Genomic DNA, 12,408 nt, shown 5'->3' with positions numbered 1-12,408 from the left:
GTTTAACGGTAAACTAGTTTCAGATCCAGTTTGGCGAGGGATATCATGGCCGCACAAACCTATGACGTGATCGTAATCGGCGCAGGCCCCGGCGGCTATGTGGCTGCCATCCGCGCAGCCCAGCTGGGGCTCAAGACCGCGGTCATCGAGCGTGAGAACCTGGGCGGCATCTGCCTCAACTGGGGTTGCATCCCGACCAAGGCGATGCTGCGTTCCTCCGAAGTGTTCCACCTGATGCACCGGGCCAAGGAATTCGGGCTCAGCGCCGATGGCATCGGCTACGATCTGGACGCGGTGGTGAAACGCTCGCGCGGGGTGGCGAAACAGCTGTCCTCGGGCGTCGCGCATCTACTGAAGAAAAACAAGGTCACCGTGATCATGGGCGAGGCGACGATCCCCGCCAAGGGCAAGGTCTCGGTCAAGACCGACAAGGGCACCGAGGATCTGGCGGCCAAGAACATCATCCTCGCGACCGGCGCCCGCGCGCGGGAGCTGCCGGGGCTGGAGGCAGACGGTGATCTGGTCTGGACCTACCGCCACGCGCTGACCGCACCGCGGATGCCGAAAAAGCTGCTGGTCATCGGATCGGGCGCCATCGGCATCGAATTTGCCAGCTTCTTCAACACCCTGGGCGCCGACACCACCGTGGTCGAGGTGATGGACCGGGTGCTGCCGGTCGAGGATGCCGAGATTTCCGGCATGGCCAAGAAGGCCTTCGAGAAGCAAGGCATGAAGATCATGGAGAAATCCATGGTCAAGCAGTTGGATCGGGCAAAAGGCAAGGTCACCGCTCATATTGAGGCTGGCGGCAAGGTCCAGAAGATGGAATTCGACACGGTGATCTCGGCCGTTGGCATCGTTGGCAATACCGAAGGGCTGGGTCTGGAGGCGCTTGGCGTCAACGTTGACCGCACCCATGTGGTGACCGATGAATTCTGCCGCACCGGCGTCGAGGGGCTTTACGCTATCGGGGATATCGCCGGTGCGCCCTGGCTGGCGCATAAGGCCAGCCACGAAGGCGTCATGGTGGCAGAGCTGATCGCAGGCAAACACGCCCATCCGGTCAAGCCAGAAAGCATCGCGGGCTGCACGTATTGCCATCCGCAGGTGGCCAGCGTTGGCTACAGCGAGGCGAAGGCCAAGGAGCTGGGGTACGACATCAAGGTTGGTCGTTTCCCCTTTGTCGGCAACGGCAAGGCCATCGCCCTTGGCGAACCCGAAGGGCTGGTCAAAACTATCTTTGACGCCAAGACGGGTGAGCTGTTGGGCGCGCATATGATCGGCGCCGAGGTGACGGAGCTCATTCAGGGCTATGTGGTGGGCCGCCAGCTGGAAACCACCGAGGAAGACCTGATGAACACCGTCTTCCCGCATCCGACGCTGAGCGAGATGATGCATGAAAGCGTCCTGAACGCCTTTGACCGCACCATTCACTTCTAAGCGCTGCGACATGTGACACACGCACCGCCCAAGGCCATTCGCGGCTTTGGGCGGTTTTTTATTGAGCGGCTGGTCGCTGCAATTGTTTCGGGGTATTGCGGCGAGGCATATTTATCATGACCTATTCAGACGGGATTTCAGCATGACACCGAGCCAGGACACCCGCTGGAGTGTGATCCTTCTGATTTGGGGCGCTGGCCTTGGCGCTGCAGCGCAATATGGCAAGGTGAGCGTGGTCTTCGCTGAGATGGCCGAGCTGTTTCCGGATGCGGGCAGCGCCATCGGATTCACGGTCTCGCTGGTTGGGTTCCTCGGGATCGGGCTGGGTGTCATTGCGGGCATGGTGGTGGCCTCTTTCGGCTTCCGTCGCACGCTTGTGGCGGCCCTGGCCAGCGGCGCTGCGATGTCCGCCCTGCAAAGCCTAGATCTGCCTTTCTCGCTGTTTCTGGCCACCCGCGTGATCGAAGGCCTGTCGCATCTGGGCGTGGTGGTGGCGGCACCGACCCTGATTGCCCAGATCAGTTCTAATCGGCACCGCGGCGCGGCGCTGACGCTGTGGAGCACGTTTTTCGCGGTAGCCTTTGCGTTCCTTTCGTGGTTTGGCGTTCCGCTGGCACGGATGGCTGGGGTTCAGGCGCTGTTTGCCACCCACGCCGTGATCATGGCAGCGCTGGCTTTGTTGCTGCTGCGGGTGCTGCGCGATGTGCCGGTGCCGCCGCGCCAGCCGCTACCCCGGTTCGCCGATCTACCGCGTCTGCATCTGGAGATTTTCCGCTCTCCCTGGCTGGCGGCACCTGCGGCTGGCTGGCTGTTCTACACCATCTGTTTCGTTGCGATCCTGACCGTCCTGCCGCCCTATCTGGCGCCGCAGGTGCGGGGTTTTGTGATGGGCGCGATGCCGCTGACCAGCATCGCAGTGTCGATGACGCTGGGGGTTTTCCTGCTGCGGCGGATCCATGCAGTGCCATTGATCCAGGCGGGCTTTGCGCTCAGCGCGCTGGCGCTGGTCTGGATGTGGGCCGATCCCGGCGCGCCGCTGGCCTGTCTGGCGCTGGCCGGGGCGCTGGGGCTGGTGCAGGGACCGAGTTTTGCCTCGGTGGCGCAGCTCAATTCCGGGGCGGTCGATCAGGCCAGCTCCAATGGCGCCCTCGCCATGGCCGGTAATCTTGGCAATACCATCGGCACGCCGCTGATGGTCTGGGTGCTGGGGCTGGCGGGCTATAATGGCATGATCGTGACCGGCGTCATTGTGTTCATCTGCGGATGTTTGGTGCATGGCTGGCTGGCGGCACTGCGCAGAAAATCAAATGTTCGCTGAACGTTCTCGATTTTAGGTTGGAGACTCGGAAAGCTTTGCCTATCTGTAGGGGCGGGCGACCGGTGCAGGCCGGGGCGCGGATAACGGGGGTTCCATGGCTGAGCTGAAGTCCATCGAGGTGCGCGGCGCGCGCGAACACAACCTGAAAAACGTCGACGTGGACATTCCGCGCGACGAATTGGTGGTGATCACCGGCCTTAGCGGCTCGGGCAAGTCGTCGCTCGCCTTTGATACCATCTATGCCGAAGGGCAGCGCCGCTATGTGGAATCGCTCTCGGCCTATGCGCGCCAGTTCCTCGACATGATGGAAAAACCCGATGTGGATCACATCAGCGGCCTATCTCCGGCGATCTCCATCGAGCAGAAGACCACCTCGAAAAACCCGCGGTCTACCGTTGGCACCGTGACCGAAATCTACGACTACCTGCGCCTGTTGTTCGCGCGGGCAGGGACGCCCTACAGCCCGGCGACCGGCCTGCCGATCGAGGCGCAGCAGGTGCAGGATATGGTCGACCGTGTCATGACGCTGGAGGAGGGCACGCGCGGCTATCTGCTGGCGCCCATCGTGCGGGATCGCAAGGGCGAGTACAAAAAGGAATTCCTTGAACTTCGGAAGCAGGGCTTCCAGCGGGTCAAGGTGGACGGCGAATTCTATGAGCTGGACGAACCGCCAACCCTGGACAAGAAGTTCCGCCATGACATCGACGTTGTCGTTGATCGGATCGTTGTGCGCGAAGGGCTGGAAACCCGGCTGGCGGACAGCTTGCGCACCGCGCTGGATCTGGCGGATGGCATCGCCATTCTGGAAACGGCTCCGCGTGAAGGCGATCCCGAGCGCATCACCTTCTCGGAAAACTTTGCCTGCCCGGTGAGCGGCTTCACCATCCCCGAGATCGAGCCGCGCCTGTTCTCCTTCAATGCGCCCTTTGGGGCCTGTCCGGAATGTGACGGGCTGGGAATGGAGCTGTTTTTTGACGAACGTCTGGTGGTGCCGGATCAGAGCCTCAAGGTTTATGACGGCGCGCTGGCGCCCTGGCGCAAGGGCAAATCGCCGTACTTCCTTCAGACCATCGAAGCGATTGCCAAGCACTATGAGTTCGACAAGAATACGCCGTGGAAGGATCTGCCTGCCCATGTGAAGCAGGTGTTCCTTTATGGCTCGGGCGATGAGGAAATCCCGTTCCGCTATGACGAAGGCGGCCGGGTCTATAACGTCACCCGCGTTTTCGAAGGCGTCATTCCGAACATGGAACGCCGCTATCGCGAGACGGACAGCAATTGGATCCGCGAAGAATTCGAACGCTATCAGAATAACCGCCCTTGCGGCGCCTGCGGCGGCTACCGCCTGCGGGAAGAGGCGCTGGCGGTGCGGATCGCCGATATTCACGTCGGTCAGGTGGTGCAGAAATCCATCCGTGAGGCACTCGCCTGGATCGAGGAGGTGCCGGATCACCTCAGCACCCAGAAACAGGAAATCGCCCGCGCCATCGTCAAGGAAATCCGCGAACGGCTGGGTTTCCTCAACAACGTCGGCCTTGAATATCTAACGCTCAGCCGGAATTCCGGCACGCTCTCGGGCGGCGAGAGCCAGCGGATCCGGCTGGCGAGCCAGATCGGTTCAGGCTTGACCGGAGTCCTGTATGTTCTGGATGAGCCGTCCATTGGCCTGCATCAGCGCGACAACGACCGGCTGATAACGACCCTGAAAAACCTGCGTGATCAGGGCAATACGGTGATCGTGGTCGAGCATGACGAGGATATGATCCGTCAGGCCGACTATGTGTTCGATATCGGCCCCGGTGCCGGGGTGCATGGCGGGCAGGTGGTGAGCCACGGCACGCCGCAGCAGATCGCCGCCGATGCGGCTTCGGTCACCGGGCAATATTTGTCAGGCGTGCGGGAAATCGAAATCCCCGCCAAACGGCGCAAGGGCAACAAGAAAAAAATCAAGGTGGTCAAGGCGACCGGCAACAACCTGAAAGAGGTGACAGCCGAATTCCCGCTTGGCAGATTTGTCTGCGTATCCGGCGTATCCGGGGGCGGTAAATCCACCCTGACGATTGAAACCCTGTTCAAGACCGCCTCGATGCGCCTCAACGGGGCGCGGCAGACCCCGGCGCCGTGTGAGACCATCAAGGGGCTGGAACATCTGGACAAGGTGATCGACATCGACCAGCGCCCCATCGGCCGCACACCGCGCTCGAACCCGGCGACCTATACCGGTGCCTTTACTCCGATCCGCGACTGGTTCGCGGGCCTGCCAGAGGCCAAGACGCGCGGCTACAAGCCGGGGCGGTTCTCCTTCAACGTCAAGGGCGGCCGCTGTGAGGCTTGTCAGGGGGATGGTGTCATCAAGATCGAGATGCACTTCCTGCCGGACGTCTACGTTGAATGCGAAACCTGCAAGGGCAAACGCTATAACCGCGAAACGCTTGAGGTCACCTTCAAGGGCAAAAGCATCGCGGATGTGCTGGATATGACCGTCGAGGAAGCGCAGCAGTTCTTTGCCGCGGTGCCATCGATCCGCGACAAGATGGACGCGCTGATGCGGGTTGGTCTTGGCTATATCAAGGTGGGCCAGCAAGCGACCACGCTGTCAGGCGGTGAGGCGCAGCGGGTAAAGCTGTCCAAGGAACTGTCGAAACGCTCCACTGGCCGGACACTCTATATCTTGGACGAACCCACCACCGGTCTGCATTTCGAAGACGTGAAAAAACTGCTCGAAGTGCTGCATGAGTTGGTGGATCAGGGGAATTCGGTGGTGGTGATCGAACATAACCTTGATGTCATCAAGACCGCCGATCATATCATCGATATCGGACCCGAAGGCGGTGATGGTGGCGGGGAAATCGTCGCCACCGGCACGCCGGAACAGGTGGCCGCAGAACCGCGCAGCCATACCGGGCGTTATCTGAAACCGATGCTGGAGCAAGCGGGCAGGGTGGCTGCCGAGTAAGGCAGCCTCTCCCTATGGGCGCGGCTCAGACTATTCCAGGATGTCTGCAACCGCACCGATCAGGTTCAGAACCTTGCGGGTTTCAGGATCGACCCGATAGAGATAGCCGTGGCTGCGGTAATAGGTGTACCTCGGGTCCAGCCTGTACCGCTTGGGGTCGCGCAGAATGATGTAGTTCATCAGCCTGTCCCCCACCGCGTGCGGGCCGCGGTGCTTGCCTACCTGGCCCGGGGGCACGCAGGGAACGGATTTCTTGGCCAGCCCCGGCGGGCAGCCCTTTGGCGCGGCGAAACTGGCGGCGGGGAGGCTGAGGCCCAGAATGACAGCAGTGATGATGAAACGCATGACGTTCCTTTCCTGTGCTTTGTGCCAATCGGTGATTGGCGGTCAGCGCAAAGGATAGCGCGCCAAGCCGGTGCCTTCCTTGCGAAACCATCTGGGCGCAGTTGTTCAGCCTGATCTTGCCGATTGGCCGGATCAAAGCGGCAGATTGCAGCCAAATCCGGGCGTCCAGTCGACCAAATCCCCAGCGGTCGCTATTTCTTCATCGGGCAGGTATTGACGCCCAGGATGGAATACAGAGGGCAGGTCCCGAGCAGACCCGTCACCAGCGGCACCACGCCGATCCACATCCACCAGCCATAGCCCATCAGCGCGCCTACGATCAGCAATGCGCCGATGACGATGCGCAGGATCTTGTCCAGACCCCCAACGTTGTTTGCAAACATGGCATGTCCTTTCCTCGTTATGGGCAGAGAATACCCGGCGTCTGGACGGTCGAACATGATGTGGGTCAATGAAAAGGGGCGGCACCATCCGGTCCGCCCCTGTATTTGATCGGCAACTGATCTGTTGCTGTGCCTTAGTCGCGGCTGCGTTTTTCGAACCGGGGCAGCATGGCCGAGAAATCCATGCCCATGCCATCCTCGTTCTCGACGAATTGCGCATAAAGCGCCTGTGCGAGCTGGCCCATCGGCGTGTCCGCGTCGGCGCTGTCTGCAGCTTGCTGCGACAGGCGTAGGTCCTTCAGCATCAGTTCGGCTGCGAAACCGGGCTTGTAATCGTTGTCGGCAGGCGATTGCGGGCCGACGCCCGGGGCCGGGCAATAGGCGTTCATGGTCCAGCTGTAGCCCGAGGAGGTGGAGACCACATCGAACATTTTCTGCCGGTCCAGCCCCAGCTTGTCGGCAAGGGCAAAAGCTTCGCAGGTGGCGATCATGGTGACGCCAAGGATCATGTTGTTGCAGATCTTGGCCGCCTGACCGGCGCCCGCATCGCCGCAATGCACGGCCTTCTGCCCCATGATGTCAAACAGCGGCTTTGCCTTCTCGAAGGCCTCTGCCGAGCCACCTGCCATGAAGGTCAGCGTACCGCCCGCGGCGCCGCCGATGCCGCCCGAAACCGGCGCATCCACGGGCAGCAGTCCTGCCGCGGCGGCTTGCTCTGCCACGGCGCGGGCGGAATCCACGTCCACGGTAGAACAGTCCACGAAGGCCGCGCCCGCTTTCATCGCCGGGATGATCTCATCCGCAACGCTGCGCAGGATCTGGCCGTTGGGCAGCATGGTGATGACCACATCGGCGTCCTTGGCGGCTTCGGCCCCGGACGGGGCCATGGTGACGCCCTCGACCTTGACCTCTGCCATGTCAAAGCCGGTGACATCATGGCCTGCAGCGGCCAGGTTGGCCGCCATCGGGCCGCCCATATTGCCAAGGCCGATAAATCCGATCTTCATGGGTTACTCCTCCTCAAATGTCAGTGCGTCTGCGCCCAGCGGCATCAGCATCTGGCTGACGGCAACGGCTGGCACGGAGCGGTCCGCGTATTGCCACTTGGGCTGGCGGTCCTTGTCAATGATCTGGGCCCGGATGCCTTCCAGAAAGTCGCCTTTTTCCATCGACCGATAGGTAAAGCGATACTCCAGATCCAGCGCCTTGCGGATGGTCAGGGTCGCGCCCCGCAGCCGGTGAAGGATTTCCACAGTCGCGGCCATGGACAGCGGCGAATTGCGCATCAGCGGCTTTTGCGCGGTGGCGGCGAACTCCGAGCCGTCCTGTTCAAGGACGGTGAGGATGTCATTCAGGGTTTCCCCGGCAAACAGCCGGTCGATATCACCCTGCATGGACTCCAGTGTGCCATCGGGCGCGGCCTCGGCGGCGTTTGCCAGAATATCGGGGTTGCCGTCCTGCTCCAGCGCGGTGATTAGCCCGGGCCATTTCTCCTGCGGGATATAGTGGTCGGCAAAACCGGCGTAGATCGCGTCGGCGGCCTTCATCCGGCCCGCAGTCAGACCGAGGTATTCGCCTAAGCGCCCCGGCGCCAGCGCCAGGATCAGCGTGCCGCCCACGTCGGGGATCAGGCCGATGCCAGTCTCGGGCATGGAGATCTGGCTGCTCTCGCAGACGATGCGATGAGTGCCGTGGCAGCCGATGCCGACGCCGCCGCCCATGGTGAAGCCTTGCAGGAAGCTGACCACAGGTTTCGGGTATTCAAAGATCCGCGCGTTCAGGCGGTATTCGTCGCGCCAGAAGGTGCGCCCATAGCCGTAATCGCCCTTGGTGCCGGTGGCATAAAGCTCGGCAATGTCACCACCAGCGCAAAAGGCCTTTTCACCGCTTGCATCGATGACGACGATTTTGACCGCATCATTGGTTGCCCAGTCCTTCAGCGCCGCATCAATGGCCATGCACATGTCATAGGACAGGGCATTCAGCGCTTTTTCGCGGGTGAGGGTGATCCGGCCCGCTGAGCCGGTCACGCGAATGTCGATATCGCTCATCCCCGGCCTCAGCGGTTTTCAGACAGCATGTGGCGGGCCACGATCACGCGCATGATCTCATTGGTGCCCTCAAGGATCTGGTGCACCCGCAGATCACGCACCAGTTTCTCGATGCCGTAATCCGCCAGATAGCCATAACCACCGTGCAGTTGCAGGCACTGATCGACGATCTTCGATCCCGCTTCGGTGACGAATTTCTTGGCCATGGCGCAGAACTTTGTCGCATCCGGTGCGCCCTGATCCAGCTTCCACGCCGCCTGACGCAGGAAGGTGCGCGCGGCCTGCAGTTCAATCTCCATATCCGCAAGGCGGAACTGAAGCCCCTGGAACTGGTCGATCGACTGGCCAAAGGCTTTGCGCTCGCTCATGTACTGCAGGGTCATGTTGAGCGCGGTCTGCGCAGCACCGAGCGAGCAAGACGCAATGTTCAGGCGTCCGCCATCAAGGCCCATCATGGCGTATTTGAAGCCCTTGCCTTCTTCGCCGACAAGGTTGTTCGCGGGGATCTTGCAGTCGTCGAACTGAACTTGGGCGGTGGGCTGGCTCTTCCAGCCCATCTTGTCCTCAAGCCCACCAAAGGACAGGCCCGGTGTGCCGTCTTCGACATAGACGGTAGAGATCCCCTTGGGGCCATCCTCGCCGGTGCGCACCATGCAGACATAGGCGTCGGAATAGCCACCGCCCGAGATGAAGGCCTTGGTGCCGTTCAGGGTGTAGCCTTCGTTGGTCTTTTCAGCGCGGGTTTTCAGCGCCGCCGCGTCGGACCCCGAACCGGGTTCCGTCAGGCAGTAGGAGAGCACCGTGTTGAGGGTCAGAACGTCGGGCATCACGCGGGCCTTCATTTCGTCGCTGGCAAAGGTGTCCAGCATCTTGGCGCACATGTTATGGATCGACAGGAAGGCCGCGACCGAGGGGCAGGCCATCGAAAGTGCCTCAAACACCAGCGTGGCGTCAAGACGCGTCAGAGCGGATCCGCCGCCTTCTTCGCTGACGTAAAGCCCACCAAAGCCCAACTCACCGACCTTGGGCCACAGATCTTTGGGAATGGTGCCTTCAGCTTCCCACTGGCGGGCAAAGGGGGCGATGTTGTCCTGACCAAAGGCATGAGCCATGTCAAAAATGGCGGTCTGTTCTTCTGTCAAAGCGAAATCCACGTCGTGTCCTCCCTGGCGCGGTGTGAATTGAACGGTTGTTTATTTACTTATCCGCAGGCGCCTCTCAGAGCAAGCTGTGCAATTGCAAAGCCGTGCTGCAGGAATGGCCGCGGCACACCTTTAAGGCGAATTTTGATTTCGGAAACCAATTCTTAGGAACCGCGGCCATAGAGTGCACACACGCCCATGTGCCGGCGAACGGTATCATAGAACTGTCAGAACTTCGGAAGAGATCCATGTCAAAATTCGATTTCCAATTTCAGAAAAACGCGTCGAATCAGTCGGTAACAGCAGGGTTGGCGATGTTCGAAACGCAAAAGAAGGCTGGATTTCAGCAAGGCAGTCAGGCTGGCACCGTAAAAACTGCGCGGAAGTACATTGACGACGCGATGGATCTGGTGGTCTCGCTCGACTACAACGCCGCACGTGCCATGCTTGACGAGGCTCTGTCGATCTATCCCGAAGACATTGTCCTTCTTCGGCTTTCAGGCGATGTTTACCTGCAGCAGGATGATAAGGATAACGCGCTTTTAACCTACATGACTGCCATGGGTGTCAACCCGCTGGACACTCAAGTGTTGAACTCGATCGGAAGCCTGCTGGGGCTCATGGGGAACTCCCACGATGCCAAAGGTTTTTTCCAGGCAGCACATAATACCGATCCGAGTGATGCCTATTCTGGTTATAACTGGGCTCATAACAGTATGAAGGACAGCGACTGGAGTTTCTTTGACCGGCTGCCGCAGATTTTGCGCTTGGGCGATAGGTGTCCCCTTGATGTGCAGCCATTTACGCTTTTGGGTCTGACGGACGATCCGGCGTTGCACAAGGTGCGCGTCAAAGCGCGGTGTAGAGATTTGATGAAACGGATTAAGGAAAACAAGCGTTTCTCCCGGACCAGCGTTCACGGACGGAAAATCCGGATCGGTTTCTTTTCCGACGACTTCAGGGATCACGCCACAATGCTCCTGATGGGACGGTTTTTCGATCTAATAGATCGTGAGCGCTTTGAGGTTATTATCTATGACTATGGCAGTTCTGGAAATAGTGCCGTGCGACTGCAAGTGGAAGAGAGCGCGGATATCTATCACAACGTGCGCGATATCAGTGATCATGAAATGGCTGAGTTGGCGCGCAAGGATGGCGTCGACATCGCAATCGACATGAAAACCTATACGAAAGGCGCCAGGCTGGCTGCATTTGCAGAGCGGGTGGCGCCGGTTCAGGTTGCTTTCCTCGGCTATCCGGGAACGAGCGGCTTGCCGACGATGGACTATTTCATTGGGGATGAAATTACGGTGCCGCCATCGCTGCGTCAGCACTTCAGTGAAAAAATTCTCTATATGCCCAACTGTTATCAGGTGAATGACAACACAAGGGAGCATTCGCCGGATATGCCTACTCGCGCTGAACTGGGGCTTCCGGAAGATGCGTTTGTGTTTTGCAGCCTTAACAACCCGAACAAGGTCACACCGGCCGAGTTCGATGTCTGGACGAAGCTTCTCCACAATGTGCCGGACAGTGTGCTTTGGCTTTTTGCGCCGACCATCACCATTCAGGAGAACCTGCTACGGGAGGCGAAAGCACGCGGGATCGGACCCGAACGGCTGGTGTTCGCGGCAAGGGTTTCCATGGTAGAACACGTGAGCCGGATGGGGCGGGCAGATCTGTTCCTGGATGCGTTCAACTGTAACGCCCATACCACCGCAAGTGAGGCGGTCTGGTCCGGGCTGCCAATCGTGACCAAGGCTGGCAAACAGTTCGCTGCACGTGTCGCAGCCAGCATCGTCACCGCAATAGGGTGCCCGGATCTGGTGACCGAGACAAAAGAGGAGTACTACGACCTAGCGTACAAACTAGCGACGGATCGTGAGGCTCTGAACGAGATTAAACAGCGTCTCAAGGACAATCTCTGGACCACTCCGCTGTATGACTCGGAGCAGTATGTTCGCGACTTCGAGAACCTGATGGAAAAGGCAATCCTGCGCTATGAGGAAGGATACAAGCCCAAGCACCTGTCCCTGAACTGACAGAGGCCGCTGTGCGGATCCTAAAGGATCCGCACCTGCGTTCCGATCTCAACCAGTTCGTAGAGCTCCTCGACGTGCTGGTTGTAAAGACCGATACAGCCGGATGAGCTTTGGCGCCCGATCTTGCGGGTGTCATGGGTGCCATGCACCAGATAGGCCGGCCAAGTCAGATACATGGCGCGGGTGCCCAGCGGGTTGCCCGGGCCGCCTTCCATATATCGGGGCAGAGTGGGGTCACGTTCGCGCATATTCGCGGTCGGGGTCCAGCCAGGATTCTTTGCCTTGCGCACGACCTTGGTATAGCCGCGCTTGGTCAGCTCGTCGCTCATCGGCACGGAAGAGGGGAACAAGCGGTAACTTTCGCCGTCTCCGCCCCAGTAATGCACCGCACGCGATGCAACATCCGCCAGCAGGCAGCCCACACCTAGCTCGTCGAAATGATCCTGCCAGTTTTGCTGCGTAAAGGCCGAGATGTTCCTTTTTACCGCTGTCTGATCGCGGATCGGTGCCTCATCGGCGGGGAAGGCATCAGTGGATTGCGCGCGTAGGAGTGTCGGGGTCGCCAAAGCCCCTGCCAGCCCAAGGATTGTGCTCCGGCGGGTGATCCGTTGTGTCATGGTGCCTCCTGTATTCTGTTTCGAAACTGCTCGGTTTCGTTCGGGGTCTGTCCGGGAACATATTCACTTCAGCGAATTTGGCCAGTGGTTTCCGGAGGGTTTTGGTGGCCTCAC

General features: G+C 60.0%; 10 protein-coding genes. 4 read left to right on the top strand and 6 right to left on the bottom strand.

What is annotated here, in order from left to right; translation table 11 throughout:
• The first annotated feature begins 45 nt into the window (after positions 1-45).
• The 3 genes from lpdA to uvrA all read left to right on the top strand — a co-directional run bounded on the left by lpdA (position 46) and on the right by uvrA (position 5,714).
• Positions 46-1,440, top strand: a complete 1,395-nt coding sequence (gene lpdA / locus SM765_RS08480; RefSeq protein WP_274837128.1) for a dihydrolipoyl dehydrogenase — start codon at positions 46-48, stop codon at positions 1,438-1,440.
• Positions 1,441-1,582: 142 nt separating this feature from the next.
• Positions 1,583-2,758, top strand: coding sequence for an MFS transporter (locus tag SM765_RS08475; RefSeq protein WP_274837127.1), 1,176 nt, complete (start codon positions 1,583-1,585; stop codon positions 2,756-2,758).
• Between the two features lie 94 nt (positions 2,759-2,852).
• Positions 2,853-5,714 carry an excinuclease ABC subunit UvrA gene (uvrA, locus tag SM765_RS08470; RefSeq protein ID WP_274837126.1) on the top strand — a complete coding sequence of 954 codons (2,862 nt, stop codon included), beginning with the start codon at positions 2,853-2,855 and terminating at the stop codon, positions 5,712-5,714.
• A 30-nt stretch (positions 5,715-5,744) separates the two neighbouring features.
• On the opposite strand, the gene SM765_RS08465 is transcribed toward uvrA, so the two are convergent.
• The 5 genes from SM765_RS08465 to SM765_RS08445 form a co-directional block, all read right to left on the bottom strand.
• Complete coding sequence (locus SM765_RS08465) at positions 5,745-6,059, bottom strand: excinuclease ABC subunit A (protein WP_274837125.1); 315 nt, start codon at positions 6,057-6,059, stop codon at positions 5,745-5,747.
• Between the two features lie 191 nt (positions 6,060-6,250).
• Positions 6,251-6,442, bottom strand: a complete 192-nt coding sequence (locus SM765_RS08460; protein WP_065270379.1) for a YgaP family membrane protein — start codon at positions 6,440-6,442, stop codon at positions 6,251-6,253.
• 134 nt (positions 6,443-6,576) lie between these two features.
• Positions 6,577-7,449, bottom strand: coding sequence for a 3-hydroxyisobutyrate dehydrogenase (gene mmsB / locus SM765_RS08455; protein ID WP_274833716.1), 873 nt, complete (start codon positions 7,447-7,449; stop codon positions 6,577-6,579).
• Positions 7,450-7,452: 3 nt separating this feature from the next.
• Entirely contained in the window at positions 7,453-8,493 is a 1,041-nt protein-coding gene (locus SM765_RS08450; protein ID WP_274837124.1) for an enoyl-CoA hydratase/isomerase family protein, read from the bottom strand.
• Between the two features lie 8 nt (positions 8,494-8,501).
• Positions 8,502-9,647 carry an acyl-CoA dehydrogenase family protein gene (locus SM765_RS08445; RefSeq protein ID WP_274834238.1) on the bottom strand — a complete coding sequence of 382 codons (1,146 nt, stop codon included), beginning with the start codon at positions 9,645-9,647 and terminating at the stop codon, positions 8,502-8,504.
• 236 nt (positions 9,648-9,883) lie between these two features.
• On the opposite strand from SM765_RS08445, the gene SM765_RS08440 reads away from it, so the two are divergent.
• Positions 9,884-11,677, top strand: a complete 1,794-nt coding sequence (locus tag SM765_RS08440; RefSeq protein WP_274833710.1) for an O-linked N-acetylglucosamine transferase, SPINDLY family protein — start codon at positions 9,884-9,886, stop codon at positions 11,675-11,677.
• Positions 11,678-11,697: 20 nt separating this feature from the next.
• Here the strand turns inward: SM765_RS08440 and SM765_RS08435 are convergent, their stop codons facing one another.
• Entirely contained in the window at positions 11,698-12,294 is a 597-nt protein-coding gene (locus SM765_RS08435; protein ID WP_065270374.1) for a L,D-transpeptidase, read from the bottom strand.
• Positions 12,295-12,408 lie beyond the last annotated feature (114 nt).

This window comes from Pseudophaeobacter sp. 1A09344 (assembly GCF_041008745.1).
Classification (GTDB): Bacteria; Pseudomonadota; Alphaproteobacteria; order Rhodobacterales; family Rhodobacteraceae; genus Phycobacter; species Phycobacter gallaeciensis_A.
The sequence above is the reverse complement of the archived record's forward strand: the minus strand, read 5'-3'. Positions and strand labels throughout refer to the sequence as shown.

Bases quoted from the DNA above. Each gene is read 5' to 3' on its own strand.
- lpdA (WP_274837128.1), top strand. From the start codon at position 46: ATGGCCGCACAAACCTATGACGTGATCGTAATCGGCGCAGGCCCCGGC.
- SM765_RS08475 (WP_274837127.1), top strand. From the start codon at position 1,583: ATGACACCGAGCCAGGACACCCGCTGGAGTGTGATCCTTCTGATTTGG.
- uvrA (WP_274837126.1), top strand. From the start codon at position 2,853: ATGGCTGAGCTGAAGTCCATCGAGGTGCGCGGCGCGCGCGAACACAAC.
- SM765_RS08465 (WP_274837125.1), bottom strand. From the start codon at position 6,059: ATGCGTTTCATCATCACTGCTGTCATTCTGGGCCTCAGCCTCCCCGCC.
- SM765_RS08460 (WP_065270379.1), bottom strand. From the start codon at position 6,442: ATGTTTGCAAACAACGTTGGGGGTCTGGACAAGATCCTGCGCATCGTC.
- mmsB (WP_274833716.1), bottom strand. From the start codon at position 7,449: ATGAAGATCGGATTTATCGGCCTTGGCAATATGGGCGGCCCGATGGCG.
- SM765_RS08450 (WP_274837124.1), bottom strand. From the start codon at position 8,493: ATGAGCGATATCGACATTCGCGTGACCGGCTCAGCGGGCCGGATCACC.
- SM765_RS08440 (WP_274833710.1), top strand. From the start codon at position 9,884: ATGTCAAAATTCGATTTCCAATTTCAGAAAAACGCGTCGAATCAGTCG.
- SM765_RS08435 (WP_065270374.1), bottom strand. From the start codon at position 12,294: ATGACACAACGGATCACCCGCCGGAGCACAATCCTTGGGCTGGCAGGG.